The 14635-nt window shown below is 43.8% G+C and carries 12 protein-coding genes and 2 rRNA genes; 8 read left to right on the top strand and 6 right to left on the bottom strand.

Features of this window, described 5'->3' with window-relative positions:
- Window positions 1-425: 425 nt before the first annotated feature.
- Both AAC978_RS15905 and motA read right to left on the bottom strand, forming a co-directional pair.
- Window positions 426-1217 carry a flagellar motor protein MotB gene (locus AAC978_RS15905; RefSeq protein WP_341549056.1) on the bottom strand — a complete coding sequence of 264 codons (792 nt, stop codon included), beginning with the start codon at window positions 1215-1217 and terminating at the stop codon, window positions 426-428.
- Window positions 1204-1995 carry a flagellar motor stator protein MotA gene (motA, locus tag AAC978_RS15900; RefSeq protein WP_341549055.1) on the bottom strand — a complete coding sequence of 264 codons (792 nt, stop codon included), beginning with the start codon at window positions 1993-1995 and terminating at the stop codon, window positions 1204-1206. Before motA ends, AAC978_RS15905 begins: the two co-directional genes overlap by 14 nt.
- 335 nt (window positions 1996-2330) lie before the next feature.
- Between motA and AAC978_RS15895 the strand changes: the two genes are divergently transcribed.
- The 7 genes from AAC978_RS15895 (at window position 2331) to AAC978_RS15865 (ending at window position 9632) form a co-directional block, all read left to right on the top strand.
- Window positions 2331-3881: a spore germination protein gene (locus AAC978_RS15895; RefSeq protein WP_341549054.1), complete on the top strand. Its 1551-nt coding sequence runs from the start codon at window positions 2331-2333 to the stop codon at window positions 3879-3881.
- The gene (locus AAC978_RS15890) at window positions 3859-4977 is read left to right on the top strand and encodes a GerAB/ArcD/ProY family transporter (RefSeq protein ID WP_341549053.1); all 1119 of its coding nucleotides are present in this window, start codon (window positions 3859-3861) and stop codon (window positions 4975-4977) included. Before AAC978_RS15895 ends, AAC978_RS15890 begins: the two co-directional genes overlap by 23 nt.
- Window positions 4974-6134, top strand: coding sequence for a Ger(x)C family spore germination protein (locus AAC978_RS15885; protein WP_341549052.1), 1161 nt, complete (start codon window positions 4974-4976; stop codon window positions 6132-6134). Before AAC978_RS15890 ends, AAC978_RS15885 begins: the two co-directional genes overlap by 4 nt.
- 36 nt (window positions 6135-6170) lie before the next feature.
- Entirely contained in the window at window positions 6171-6380 is a 210-nt protein-coding gene (locus AAC978_RS15880; protein WP_341549051.1) for a hypothetical protein, read from the top strand.
- A gap of 59 nt (window positions 6381-6439) precedes the next feature.
- Entirely contained in the window at window positions 6440-7537 is a 1098-nt protein-coding gene (locus tag AAC978_RS15875; protein ID WP_341549050.1) for a GerAB/ArcD/ProY family transporter, read from the top strand.
- Window positions 7534-8709, top strand: coding sequence for a Ger(x)C family spore germination protein (locus tag AAC978_RS15870; protein ID WP_341549049.1), 1176 nt, complete (start codon window positions 7534-7536; stop codon window positions 8707-8709). Before AAC978_RS15875 ends, AAC978_RS15870 begins: the two co-directional genes overlap by 4 nt.
- A 119-nt stretch (window positions 8710-8828) precedes the next feature.
- Window positions 8829-9632 carry an MBL fold metallo-hydrolase gene (locus tag AAC978_RS15865; protein WP_341549057.1) on the top strand — a complete coding sequence of 268 codons (804 nt, stop codon included), beginning with the start codon at window positions 8829-8831 and terminating at the stop codon, window positions 9630-9632.
- 129 nt (window positions 9633-9761) lie between these two features.
- Here the strand turns inward: AAC978_RS15865 and AAC978_RS15860 are convergent, their stop codons facing one another.
- From AAC978_RS15860 to AAC978_RS15850, 3 genes are all read right to left on the bottom strand, one after another.
- A complete protein-coding gene (locus AAC978_RS15860) occupies window positions 9762-9947 on the bottom strand; it encodes a ferredoxin (RefSeq protein WP_341549048.1) in 186 nt (61 codons plus the stop codon).
- An 863-nt stretch (window positions 9948-10810) separates the two neighbouring features.
- Window positions 10811-10927 (bottom strand): 5S ribosomal RNA (rrf, locus tag AAC978_RS15855).
- A 516-nt stretch (window positions 10928-11443) separates the two neighbouring features.
- On the bottom strand, window positions 11444-13435 hold the full coding sequence (locus AAC978_RS15850; RefSeq protein WP_341549047.1) for an FAD-binding protein: 1992 nt from the start codon (window positions 13433-13435) through the stop codon (window positions 11444-11446).
- 184 nt (window positions 13436-13619) lie between these two features.
- Here AAC978_RS15850 and AAC978_RS15845 point away from each other — a divergent pair, with 184 nt between their 5' ends.
- Window positions 13620-14186, top strand: a complete 567-nt coding sequence (locus tag AAC978_RS15845) for a TetR/AcrR family transcriptional regulator C-terminal domain-containing protein (RefSeq protein ID WP_341549046.1) — start codon at window positions 13620-13622, stop codon at window positions 14184-14186.
- 328 nt (window positions 14187-14514) lie between these two features.
- Here the strand turns inward: AAC978_RS15845 and rrf (AAC978_RS15840) are convergent.
- Window positions 14515-14631, bottom strand: a 5S ribosomal RNA gene (gene rrf, locus AAC978_RS15840).
- Window positions 14632-14635 lie beyond the last annotated feature (4 nt).

Raw genomic sequence — 14635 nt, 5'->3', positions numbered from 1 at the left:
TAGGCACGCCGCCAGCGTTCGTCCTGAGCCAGGATCAAACTCTCCATAAAATTTATGAAGAAAATTTGATTGCTCAAATTGTCTTTACTCATTTGACGAGTCATTGGCTGTTCCTTGTTGTTTAGTTTTCAAAGACCATTAAGAACCATTGTTTTGTTCCATCACTCTGCGGTGATGGAATTTTATCTTAGCAGATTGACGTTTGACTGTCAACTACTATTTTCTAAGGTCTCGATCTTGAGATCTTAGGACAACAACGGAGCGTCTCCGCTCCTGTGATGCTTAATTATCTTATCATTTGATTTTGCCAGTGTCAATATCAATTTCGACAAAATCTATTATCTTACAAAGGCTACGATAAGGTCATGAATTTCCCAAGGTGTAGCACTGTAATTGGTCAAGAAAAAGAAACAGTACACAGTAATTTACTGTGTACTGTTTAAAGTGCTGGTGGACCTGCCGAAATTTCGAATAATATTAACTTCCACACGACGATTCGCTGCTCTGCCTGCCTCAGTGTCATTAGAAGCTATCGGTCTATACTCCGCATAACCAATGGAACGAAACCTTGATTGATCTAGATTCCCGGATTGCAGTAGATACTTCATGAAATTCAAGGACCTTTGGACACTAAGGTCCCAATTCGTCGGGAACGCCGGAGTATTAATCGGAAGGTTGTCCGTATGGCCTGCAACCTCAATATTATAGTTGGGGTATTCCCTTAAGATATCAGAAATGATGAACGCCATCTTTTGTGCCTCAGGCTTGACCATTGCAGAGCCCGAGTCAAACAAAGCATAATCACGAATGCTGATGATCAACCTTTCCTCGGTAATCTTGGTCTCGAGCTGGGCAGTTAGATTATTGTTACCTATGTATTGGTCTATCTTTGCTTTTATTGCCATCATATCTTGTTCTTCTCTAAGTCTACCCTGAGCAAGCTTTTCGGTTTCAGTGGTAATTTGCTCATTATTCTTCCCAGCGTTGTCATCCGTGATATTAATATTCATCTCGCTTGTCGATTCAAAAACACTTTGCCCTCCAGTAAAGGCACTATTGAATCCAGCCATTATACTCTCATATTTCTTCTGATCTATTTGACTTGCAGCAAATAGAATAATGAATAGAGCGAGCAGCAAAGTTAAGATATCCGAATACGGGACGAGCCAAGTTTCGTCCATGTGCTCTTCATGATGCTCTTTCTTATGTTTTTTCATTGCCGATCTCCTCAGTTAGTTCTTTACGCTCAGTGGAGGAGAGATAGACGAAAAGTTTGTTATGGATGGCATTGACGTTATCTCCTGCTTGGATGGACAAAATCCCCTCCAGCATCATTCGTTTTAGTTCTGCCTCTCTTCTTGATAGAAGCTTTAACTTATTGGCCATCGGATGCCATAGCACATAACCCGTAAAGATCCCCAATAAGGTCGCTACAAAGGCTGCAGAGATTAAGTGACCTAACGCTTCAACCTCGTTTAAGTTACTCAAAGCAGCAATGAGACCGACCACTGCTCCCAATACACCTAGGGTTGGGGCGTAGGTTCCCATTTGGGAAAAAATAAGCGCACCATCCCGATGTCTTTCTTCCATAGCAGAGATGTCCTCGAAAAGCACATCCCGAATAAACTCGGAATCATTGCCGTCGATAGCCATGCCCATGCCTTTTCTTAAAAATTCGTTATCAATCTCTTCAACACGATTTTCTAAAGACAGGATCCCTTCTCGACGACTCACGGTCGTCCACTCAGCAAATTGCTTTACAAGCTCTTTCTTGGAAATAGTCTTTGGTTTGGTAAACATAATTTTAAAGAGCTTGGGTATCCTTTTGAGATCTTCCATGGTAAATCCGATGAAAATCGTGGCTATGGTCCCCACGATAATGATCAATATAGCTGCTGGATTGAGAAGGGCCGAAAGGCTTGTTCCCTTAAGAACCATACCAAGCCCAATGGCAAAAAAACCCAAAAACAACCCAATTAGTGTAGATATCTCCATATTTTTCTCCTCTTTATTGTATTTCAACCAATCATTATTTCGCGCTGAAATTGGTAATTTCCTGCCGAAATTTTACATTAAACCAATTTTAATAGGATATTTACACAATTATTGTTTAAAACTTCCCTTCGACGGACAAAGGTTCGAGTTGCAGATAGATAATTACTGGACATTGTGTCGTCGTCCTAGGGGGTAGTATAAAAGCATCCCTTCTGTCAAAAACTTATAAAGAAGTTTACGATGATGGAGACTAGGTATACATGCGTAAGTTATTAGATAAGGTCAGGCAACCACGACCACTTATGAGCAACACCTCTCATTCAGACTCTCCGTCAATGAGAAAACCTCGTTCTGACTCCGATAATCCTGTCTCCCACGATGAGCCGGATTCCCTTGACCTGTCCTTAAAAGAAAACCTCCAGCGCATCCGAGCTATCTTTGCCGAGTCCAATGACGTCGTAACTCGCGAATTTAAAATTGGTGCCAAAGACCACCTCGATGCCTTCATTGTCTTTATTAGCGGGCTGGTCAATGAGACATCTGTTAACTCCAGCCTAATTTATCCGCTCATGACTATGGAACGTAATTTAGATGACCAAAGTGCTATTGTCCTGATTAGGGAAAGTGGCCTATCGTTAACCAATGTCAAAACAAGCCATTCTTTTGAGGATGTGGTAAATGCCATATTATCAGGGGATACTGTCCTATTTATAGATAACTCAAAGATCGCTCTGATCGCCTCCTTGAAAAAATCAGAAAAGAGAAGTGTCACGGAACCGGTGACCGAATCGGTGGTCCGCGGACCCCGGGAAGGATTTGTTGAGGATATAGGCACCAATATATCCCTATTACGAAGAAAGATAAAAAACCCCGCTCTCAAGTTTTCCTCCATGAACATCGGCAAGCAAACCCAAACGCAGGTCTGTGTGGCCTATATTAAAGGGATTGCCAAGGATGAAGTGGTAGAAGAAGTGAAACTTCGTCTGAACAGGATTGACACAGATGCCATCTTAGAGTCTGGATATATTGAGGCCTATATCGAGGATGACCCCTTTAATCTGTTTCCTACGGTGGGCAATACTGAAAAGCCCGATATTGTCAGTGCCAAACTTCTCGAAGGACGCGTGGCCATTTTAGTGGATGGAACACCCTTTGTACTCACCGTTCCCTACCTTTTTATTGAAGCCTTTCAGAACAGTGAAGATTATTATACACGTCCCTACTACGCGACCTTCATCCGTTGGTTACGTTGGTTAGCGTTTTTCCTTGCCACCTTTGCCCCAGCACTTTATGTGGCGATTACGACCTATCACCAGGAATTCTTACCTCCGGCATTGCTGATCAGTATCGCTGCAACCCAAGAAGGGACTCCCTTCCCCATGATGGTGGAGGCCCTCCTCATGCAAATTCTTTTTGAAATCTTGAGGGAGGCTGGTGTCCGTTTACCCAAACCCGTAGGTTCGGCGGTAAGTATCGTTGGAGCACTCGTGATCGGAGATGCAGCCATATCCGCAGGGCTTGTGGGCGCTCCTATGGTCGTTATTACCGCTTTAACAGCTATTTCGTCCTTTCTCGTCCCGTCTTTAACGGATGTGGGAGCCCTTTCCCGTTTTTTCCTCATCTTTGCCGCGGGGGTCTCCGGGTTATACGGTATAGTGTTGGTTTTTATAAGCGCCCTAACTCACCAAGTCTCCCTTCGTTCATTGGGTGCTCCTTATATGTCCCCTATGGCCCCATCGACCCTTTCCGATTTAAAGGATGTCTTCATCCGAGCCCCCCTCTGGTTCTTGCGTACTCGCCCCCGCGTCCTTGGCGGCAATAACCAGCAACGGCAAAAATCCAATCTCAAACCCACCCCACCGGATGATCAGAAAGGAACGAAGTAGCATGTTGGAAGCAGGTCGAATCACCTCCAGGCAACTTATTCTCCTCCTGGTCAGTAGCCGTATTCTTATTGGACTTACATACTCCCCTGCATTAAAGCAAGTGTCTTCACCCCAAGACACATGGTTGATTTTGCTCTTAACCTTTCCCCTCCATGTCATTTTAGCGACACCCGTCTATTTTCTTGCGAAAAAGTTTCCTCACCAAACCGTGATTCAATACAGCCAAACCATTGCCGGAAAGGCGGGAAAAGTTGCGGGAGCACTCCTCCTCTGTTACCTCATTCATCAATTGGCCATAAATTTAGCTCTTTTCAGCCTATTTGTTACCAGTGTATCGATGCCCACAACGCCAATTCTCTTCATTTCTTTGTCTCTCCTCTTGGCTTGTGCCTTCGCCTCTCACCGAGGAGTTGAAGTGATCTGCCGTTTAGGCGAATTATTTACACCCATTATTATTATTGCGATTATCACTATTACTTTACTCTTAACAAAAGATATGCAATTCAAACTCCTCCAGCCTGTTCTTGAAAAGGGAATATTCCCTGTATTGGGAGTGAGTTTTCTTACTCTCAGCAGAACATACGAACTGATAGAAATGGCCATGCTTTTCCCTTATTTAAACCAACGCTCAAAAGTTAAGAGCGTTTACTTATTTGTTCCCTTGATAGTTGCTCTCATTTTTACGATGATGGCAATTTCGCTGCTCACCATCTTTGGAACAGGAGCAGTGTCACGTATGTTTCCCTATTTATCCATGGTTCGAGAGGTTCATGTGGGGAATATTATTGAACGAATCGAATCCATCCACATGGCTATCTGGATCTTAGGTGGCTTCCTGAAATTTTCTTTACACTATTATGTCATTGTCTTGGGCTTAGGTCAGCTTATAAATTTGCAAAATTATAAGCCCCTTATTCTGCCCACCGGAGCAATTCTCGCCTCTTTAAGCGTCCTTGTTGCGCCCAGCCTTGTAGAGTTACTTGCTTTTCAAGCTACATCAGCCAATTTTATATACAACACGCTTTTCATTTATGTCTTCCCGTTGCTTCTTCTCCTTCTTGCAATTATTCAAAAAAAAGGAGTCCGCTCTCCATGAAGAAATACCTGCTTTTTTCTCTCTGCTTTCTCTTGCTTGCGAATCTACTCACCGGATGTTGGGACAAAAGAGAATTAAATACCCTCGCCATCGTTCAGGCTATAGGAATCGATCTCACAGAGGATGGCCTCGTCAGCCTCTCTGTCCAAATCCTCAAGCCCAGTGAACTAAAAGGTGGGGGTGGGAAGGCTGTATGGGTCGTAACAAGTACCGGGGAAACCATTTTTGATGCGATTCGGAATGCCTCCTTACAAACTGATCGGCGGTTGTTTCATCCCCATAACAAGGTCATCGTCGTGGGTGAGGAAACGGCCAAAAAGGGCCTTAAACCTCTTTTAGATTTTTTGACGAGGGATGCAGAGTCACGAGGTTTAACCTATGTCTTTGTGGCCAAGGGGAAAGCCCTCGACATTCTCAAGGGCGAACATGAACAAGAAAAAAACCCAGCTCAAGCCCTTGAACATTTAGCTGATACGAGTGGACTCGCTTCAAACCTGCCAAAACGCACTTTGAAAGATCTGTTCATGGTATTAGGGAGCAAAACCAGCAGCCCAGTCCTTCCGGGATTAAAAATTCTAACCAAAAATGACGAGGGCACAACCAAAAAAATGCTGGTTCTGGACAATACCGCAGTATTTAAACACGATCAGCTCGTCGGATGGTTTACCCATGAAGAATCTCGAGGCGTGCTTTGGGTGCTCAACGAAGTCCATACGGGGACGATCGTGGTAAATTCCCCCCTAGCAGAGGACAAATACGTAAGCCTTGAAATTAGTCAAACCGCGACTCGATTAAAACCTGAAATTACCGAGAATAAGCTGAGTATCACCATCGAAGTCAAGGAAGAAGGAAATCTAGGCGAACAGATGTCGGACGTTAATCTGACAACTCCCGAGAACTTCTCGGAGTTAGAAAAAAGGCAAACGGCTGCAATTAGAGATGACATCATGACTGCGGTCACAAAAGCTCAAGCTTGGGGTGTGGATCTCTTTGGGTTCGGGGAAGAATTCCATCGACAATATCCTCAAGAATGGCCGGAACTTGAGAAGGAATGGGATACGTTATTTCCTGAAATCGAAGTTAACCTTGAAGTATCCGCCCATCTCATTCGAGCAGGGCTTACTTCAACTCCCTTAAAGAGTGAGCCGACGGAATAATGTGATTCTTAGCGATGATCAAAAGGAGACAATCTCATGAAGGTGATTGCGGTAATTCTCGTTTTTACGGTTATAGCCCTTATCCAAACGCCAGATCTTGTACGTAAAAAGCAATGGCGGGAACTCGTGGTGTCCTCTCTACTTCTCACCCTTGGGTTTATTCTTTCCTTTCTTCAGGTCATAGGGATAGAGCTTCCCAATCCAAACAAAGGCGTCGAAGCGGTCGTCCGATTCTTTACATCTTAGTTTTTAGGCATGTCCGGCTTGTTGATTTGAAATTTTTTATACAAAGGGAGGCTTAAAGCATGTTAGAAGGCGGAAAAATCACCTCTAAGCAAATGATCCTGCTCCTATTCACCAGCAGAATGATTACATGGATTGCCTTCCTCTTTGTGATTTTTGCACCCCCTGGCAATCAAGATGTATGGATCGATTGTTTAATGGCCCTTCCCCTGCAACTACTCCTGGCACTTCCCTTCTACTTTTTAGCCAAACGGTTCGACAAGCAGTCCTTTTTCGAATACACTACGGCCATCCTTGGCAAGCCCGGGAAAGGGATTGGAATCCTCTATATCCTTTTCTTGATCCATATGAGTGCTCTTTCCATAGCCCAATTCTCCATATTCTTGACAACGGTTCTTATGGATATTACTCCTCCCCTATTTTTCAAAATCACCTTGCTGATTTTATCCGCTTTTGCAGCCTATAAAGGAATCGAGAGCCTCGGGCGTTTTACCGAATTAGTAGCCCCCATTGGTATGATTGTTGTGTTGGGAGTTGTCTTAGCTCTCGTGAAGGATATGGACCCGAAAGAGTTCCTGCCCTTTCTTGAAAGCGGGCTTTTCCCTTCATTTTTCACAGGACTCTATATCTTTTCCACCAATATAGAACTGATCATGATGGCTGTCCTTCTCCCTTTCCTTAATCATCGAGGTAAATTAAATACAGTGTATATCGGTTTTCCCATCTTGTTAGTGGTGTTCCTTTTTACGCTAACGGCCACTGTGATTGCCCTATTCGGGTACGACCTAGCCAAAACCATGACCTTCCCCTTCTATAGTGCCATACGGACCATCAGTTTGGGAAATATCATCGAGCGGGTAGAGTCCATTTTTGTGGCGGCTTGGTTGTTAGGACTATATGTTAAAATGGCCCTTTATCTCTATGTTACAGTCCTCGGTATAAGCCAGATTTTCCGGCTGAAAGTCTATAGACCCCTACTACTACCCTTAGTATCCCTTATCGTGCCGGTATCCACCCTGTTAGGAAAGAATATCGTGGAAATGAATGAATTCACGTCCTTTGAAATCTATCCCTGGTATGCGTTGAACTTTATCTTTATCATCCCTTTCTTCCTTCTCCTGACTGCCATCGTCCGTAGAAAAGGAGAATACCGCCCATGAAGTATCGCTCTATTCTCTACCTCCTTTGTCTAATGATGGCACTCATGGTGTCCGGGTGCTGGAATTACAGTGAATTGAAGGAGCTCTCAATTTCTTATGCCCTGGGCATCGATCAATTGGACGATGGTCAAATCCAGCTTACGCTTCTGATTTCCCTACCTATGGCCGGTAAAAGTAGTTCTCAAAAAAGCAACAGCAATGGCGGAGAAGAAAAAGGGTATTGGGTTACAACCATGACCGGAAGAACGCTATTTGAGGCCCTTAGTAATGGGAGAGACCAGGTTAGCCGTAAGACCTTTCTGGCCCAAAACAAAGTCATTATAATCGGCGAAGAGGCCGCAAAAAACGGAATTTCGCCCCTCCTTGACCTTGCCTATCGGAGACATGATGTTCGCGAGCTTAACGATGTTTTTATAGCCAAAGGTAAAGCCCAAGACATTTTAGAAGCTAAAAGTGAACAAGAAGAAAATCTTGCGAAAGCCCTGGAAAATTTAGTCGAAGCCACAGGCTCCACCTCAAAGGCTACGAAAACGACACTGCTTGATGTGATGAAGAGTCTTGTGAGCAAAACCAACGATCCCTTCATTTCTGGATTAGAACTCGTGGATCATTCAGCCGGTAAAGAGACGAAGAAACTTGTCAAACTTTCGGATACCGCCCTATTTAAAGATGATCGGCTCGTGGGCTGGTTCAATCCAAAGGAAACCCGAGGTCTACTTTGGATCTTAGGAGAAGTTAAAAGCGGTATTATTGTGGTCGACGCCCCTGATGACGAATCAAAAAAAGTGGCTATAGAAATCATGAAGGCGTCCCGAAAAGTCAAACCTGAGTTGATGGACGGAAAACCTGTTATGACGGTTTCAGTAGAAGAAGTCGGTAATCTGGGAGAACAGATGACCTCTATAAACATGGCTACCCCTGAAAACTTTAAGGAGCTGGAAAATCGACAGGCTAACGTGATTAAGGAAGAAATACAAGCAGCACTGGACAAAGCCCAGGCTCTGGGAGTCGATGTCTTTAAATTCGGTCAGGAATATCATCGGAAATTCCCAAAGGAATTCCCAGCTCTCGAGGAGAACTGGGAAGAAGAATTTAAAAATCTGACCGTGAACATAGAAGTAAAAACTAAACTTAACGCATTGGGTTTAGCTGCCGAACCAGTAAAAGATTAAGGCAGCATAATCTTCTTACCCTTTCGAAAGGAATAGAGCGCTCTCTAGAGAATACCTCATCATGTCATGATCATAGAAGAGAGATATTTCAAATCCATGAGATGAGGTATAGATTAATGATGAAGAAACTTATTGTGCTAGGAACAGGACACGCAGCAGTTACCCATTGTTACAACACTTGCTTCGCCTTAACTGATGAGAATGAGTATATACTCGTCGATGCTGGTGGAGGAAATGGGATTTTAACTCAACTAGAAAAAGCCGGCGTTCCTATCCAGAAAATCCATCACGCCTTTGTCAGCCATCGTCATACCGATCACCTCCTAGGCATGGTCTGGATTATCAGAATCATCGGCAGTTTGATCTTAGCTGACCGCTACCAAGGGAATCTTAAGATTTATTGTCATGATGAATTAGTAGAGAATATTAAATCATTAGCAGAAATCACTTTGGACAAAAAACTTAATGAATTATTAGGCGAGAGAATCCTATTAATAACCGTAGGGGATGGGCAAGAACAATCTCTTATGGGTTACTCCTTCACGTTTTTTGACCTTCATTCTGCGAAAGCAAAGCAATCTGGTTTTACTGTGAATTTATCCGAAGGTAAAAAACTTACCTTTTTGGGTGACGAACCCTATCATCCTTCATGTGAGAGCTATGCAAAAAATTGCGACTGGCTGCTGTGTGAAGCTTTTTGCCTTTATGAGGAACGAGACATCTTTAAACCTTACGATAAACACCATAGTACGGTAAAAGATTCCTGTGAGCTTGCTACCCAATTGGATGTAAAGAACTTAGTCCTATGGCATTCAGAGGACAAGACCTTGCCAAAACGCAAAGAATTATATACTAATGAAGGTAAGCAGTATTTTAAGGGGAATCTCTTCGTTCCCAAAGATCTAGATGTAATTGAACTGTAAATAACCAGGACGATGGATAGGGCATAGAACTTGTAGATATTCTACTCACAGAAGATAGTACCAATTAATAAGCAAAGCAAAGAGGTTCGACCAGCCTTCAGACAAGTCGAACCTCTTCTACTAATTTTGTTAATCTAAAACAATAGCATTAACCGGGCAAATATCCGCAGCTTCCTGCGCCTTCTCTTCAAGTTCAGCTGGAACAGGATTCGTATACGCCTCAGCTAGACCTTCATCATTCATCCTAAAGATTTCTGGGCATACCGCTTCACAGGAGCCGCATCCAATGCATGAGCTTTCCACAACTGCGTACATATAATTCCCCCCTTATTCTCTTGCCTACATTGTAACAAGAATTTCGAAAAGTTGGAAGTGTTTTCTCGCAACCTCACGCAATCGCTCATCTCCCCCTTAACTAATGCAAAAGAAGCTACCAGCAAAAGGGTAAGTGTACCTCAACCCTAAAAGAAGTCGCCGGTAAAAGAACGCCTGCTCTTTTCCAGCGACATCTTAAGTAGCCTAAAGAATACTGCTAGGAATCGCGTGGTCTGGTTTTACAAGAAAAAGACACAACCAAGACTAACAGCCACCGTAATTGCGCAAAGTCCAACTAGGAAGGCAATCGATTTGGGGGATAAACTCGTATTTTCACTCATAATAATCCTCCTCTCTTTGTCTTCAATTGTTGAGGCTTTCTGCAGTTGCTATTCTTGTGAATAAGGCCACTTTCACTTATATTATACTACAGCCCTATATTGAACTCTATTTAAGAAGTTCTATTTTTTCCTTAATTTTTCTACAATATCTCTAATTTAGACAGATAAACCTTCAATTTGACAGAAAAACCAACAATATGACTGGTAAAGTTACATTTGAGGTAGAATCTCCTCGGGCTCCAATGCAAGTATCATCAGCCCTGGAACGAAATGCGGCTGAGCATTTCGCCACACTGCGTCCCGCGACGCATACTCCTGCAGTGTGGATACTTAACTTCCGTGTTCGAGATACGAAATGATCCAGTGGATCATTTCGGCCACACGGCAAACTGTCAGAGGAATACCCACGCCGTGTGAGCCCGAACGGGTGGAACCGACCCCAAAACATCATGCACTTCGTTTCTCGTTTTCACTCTAGTGAAAAACAAAGAGACCATCTAAATGACGGTCTCTCTACTGCTTATCTGGCAACGACTTACTTTCCCAGGACCCTGCGGTCCAAGTATCATCAGCCCTGGAGGTCTTAACTTCCGTGTTCGGGATGGAAACGGGTGGAACCCCTCCGGAATAATCACCAGATCTTTGAAGTTTTCAGTCTCCCTCGCGGGATCCTGTTCCCTCAAAACTGCACAGATCTCTCATAACTGTAATTGGGAAAAGGAATTTAAAAATTTAACGAAGTGGAGGCAAAGCTCAATGGGATAGGGTTAAGTAGAGAGCCTTTAAAGGCTAAAGAAAATGACTAGCAATAGAAGAAATGTGTGGGTCAGCTAGCTTACTGGTCCCTGCTTTTCTGGTCTTAAGAAAGAATAAGTAGCTATTTTCACCGAGGAGTAAAATTCTGCGGTGAACGCGGCACAAAACTCTAGACACAGAAGAGTCAAATGGAGCAAGTCCCCTAAAAGTAGTCATTCGTACTATACTATAGGGGACTTTTACATCTTTCCACTTCTCTGCAAACAGAGCTGGAACCTATGAAAGAGGCTGAGTGACCTCAGCCTCTTTCATCATTACTAAATTTGTCTTTTCTTATATCTATCGGTCATATCCGAATTCCAGGAATGTGATTGCTACTCCTCTCTTGTTTAGCAATACTTATTTACCTGCGGCAATTCTGCCTGCGCGGCGTCCGAAGGTGACTGTGCGTCCACAAGCAGCACCGGTAGAGAGGTTAGGATAGGTATAAGAGAAGTAGCCGCCGGAGTCGTTACCGACGACGAACAGACCCTCGATGACGTTACCATCCGTGTCAATAGCCTTCATATCGGTGTTGATTTGAATCCCATCCATAGTGCAGAGGATACGACCACAGGTCTTAGCACCATAGAAAGGAGCAGTGCGGATGCCACTGAGGCGGTGAGCTTCCTTACCGAAGTCCTCATCGACACCTTTTTCATATAGCTCATTGTGGCGGTCGATGGTAGCCTTTAGTTTGTCAGCTGGCAGTCCCAGACCCTTAGCTAGTTCTTCAATTGTATCGGCTTTGATTAGATAGCCATTTTTAATTAGGTCTGGCATATGCTTATCGCGAATGACTGCAGCAGGGATATTAGGATCAGCGCCGTTTTCGTAGGGGTACATACGACTACAGCCATGGGATGCAAATTTCTTAATATAGGTTTCCCATTCAGCATCGAAGATTGTATAGTGGGCATGATCCTTCTGGAATTGGTTAGAGTGGAGAATTCCTTCGTAGGTCCCGGATTCGTTGAAGAAACGTTCACCGTCTTTATTGACTTTTAACCAAGGCTGACTGCCCATCCAGAGCATACCGAATTTTCCGCTCTTCACTTGTTCCAGTCCTGGTACTGCATCGGGTTTGATAGCGCAGCGGTCAAACATCATCATGCTGTGTGTCTCATCGAACTTGCCACCAGCCCAGATGCAGGCCCGGATTCCATCACCGGTGGCTCCGGGGATCGAATTATTGAAGCCCACAATGGCGAGGTTCTCTGGCTGTAGAGCTTGTAACATATCGTAGTTCAAACTGTAACCACCGGTGCACACAATAACGCCTTTACTCGCGTTGATGCGGATATATTTATCATCAGCACCCTTTGCGTAAACCCCAACGACTTTACCGTTTTCCTTGATGAGCTTTTCTAATTTGGTTTCATACATAAATTCTACACCCTTGGATTTGGCATAATCCCCTAGTACGATATTACCGTCTAATTTTTTGCCATCCCCTTTATCACTGTCTGCCCAACGAGGGGTATGCCCCGTGGGAAAATATTTGTAGCGATCGTCTTTATAATCTTCCCCAGCTTCATGCCACAGTTTTACACCGCGCTCTGCGCAGCGATCCCCGTACCAGTTTATGGCCTCTGCGGAATGATCTGCCCATAAACGGACCAAGCGTTGATCGATACGACCGGCAGCGGTTTTCGTCATTTCGGTAATATAATCAAATTTATTGATCTTAGTTCCCCATTCTTTCTGATAACGGCTATCGATAGCTGAAAGGTCGTCGCGAATACCTCCCCCTGTGGGGTTCTTTTCAATGACTAGGGTCTTAGCCCCATTTTCTGCTGCAGAACAGCCTGCAAACATGCCACCGGTTCCAGCTCCTACGACCAAGACTTCTGTGTCAATCGTTTTGGCGCAATCGGAATCAGCAATACTGGGTTCTGCACCTAGCCAAGCCGGTATACTGGGGTCGGTATTTTGGGCACCCTTCTCTTCTGGGATGATGACGCTTTCCCCTTTGGCTTGAGCAATACAAGCTGCAGCGGCTTTCTGTACAGCTTTACTGGTAACCGATGCACCACTGACGGCGTCAATCTCAGAAGACTGTTTAGTCAACAGCGCTTGTTTTAAGGTATCCGCTGCTTTTTGACCGATATCTTTGGTCTCTCCCGAAACATCTAACTGAACATCGGTGATCTTCTCGGCATCAAAGGTCATCGTAACCTTTACTGTGGACATTCCATCAGCAGTAGCAGAATAAGTCCCTGGTTTATAGGTGCCGGCGGGCGCCTTGCTGGAGGTGCTACAACCAGCCAAAACTCCCGCTGTAGCCACGCTTGCGGCACCAGCTGCGAAGGCTTTTAAGAACGATCGACGACTAACTTTACCTTTTTCCATTTTCTTTCCTCCTAAAACATCTTATTGAAAAACCTTGTTGTAATAATTATAGCAACCACATCTCCAAGTATTGAAGTTACAAAATAGAGGATGTGTCACCGCTTTGTACATAATAGAACTTTTGTGCTATATTATATCTGTACACATTTTATGTACAAACTTTTGTAACTAAGTTGGAGGAATCATGACCAGCGATTTAAATGAAATTAAATTGCATATCTTTCACACTTTGGGTAGTCTCTTGAAACAAACAACTATTGATGATATTAGTACCAAACTTCTTTGTAAAGAATCTCATGTTTCACGGCAGACATTTTATCGGCATTTTCAAGATAAATACTCAGTGGCAAATTGGCATTTCAACATCTTAGCCGAGAATACCCTTAAGCAAGTTGGTCGAACTCTCACTTGGGAACAAGCTCACAGACTGCTTTTCACAGAAATGTACATAGAGAAGTCCATCTACAAATACGCTCATATTTCCAATGATTGCAATTCCTTAAGCAAGTATAGCTACCGTAGCACTAAAGATATGTATATTGAAACTCTGCTTAAGTACAAAAATATTTGTCCAACCAAGTCCGTCCTTTTTCAAGCTGATGCAGTTGCCTTATTCTGCACACAATTAGCAACCAAGTGGTGTAATACTGGGATGATGGAATCTCCAGAAGAATTTGCTATGCTAGTCGATTCAGTTATGCCACTAAAGACAAAGGATCTCTTTGAACGAGATCTACCCACCTTGAGGTAGTGTTTCATTATCATTTCAGTCAGACAAGGGGGCGGTTCTCTTGTCTACCCCTTTGTCTACCTTTAACATTGCTTATATAACCTTCTACCTTTTGGGGTATAATTCAATTAGTGGTCAGTTTTAATTGTAAATCAATATGCTACGTGGCGCCGCGAAATAGTCCAGTGGACTATTTCGGCCATACTGCAAACTGTTAGAAGAATACCCATGCCGTGTGAGCCCGAACGGGTGGAACCGACCCCAAAGCATCATGCACTTCGTCTACTTCGTTTTCACTTTAGTGAAAAGCAAAAAGACCATCTATAAAAGACGGTCTTTTTGCTTACTTATCTGGCAACGACTTACTTTCCCAGGACCCTGCGGTCCAAGTATCATCAGCCCTGGAGGTCTTAACTTCCGTGTTCGAGATGGGAACGGGTGGAACCCCTCCGGAATAATCACCAGATCTT

Source organism: Desulfitobacterium sp. THU1 (assembly GCF_038181555.1).
Classification (GTDB): domain Bacteria; phylum Bacillota; class Desulfitobacteriia; order Desulfitobacteriales; family Desulfitobacteriaceae; genus Desulfitobacterium.
This window is presented reverse-complemented; position numbering and strand designations above follow the sequence as displayed.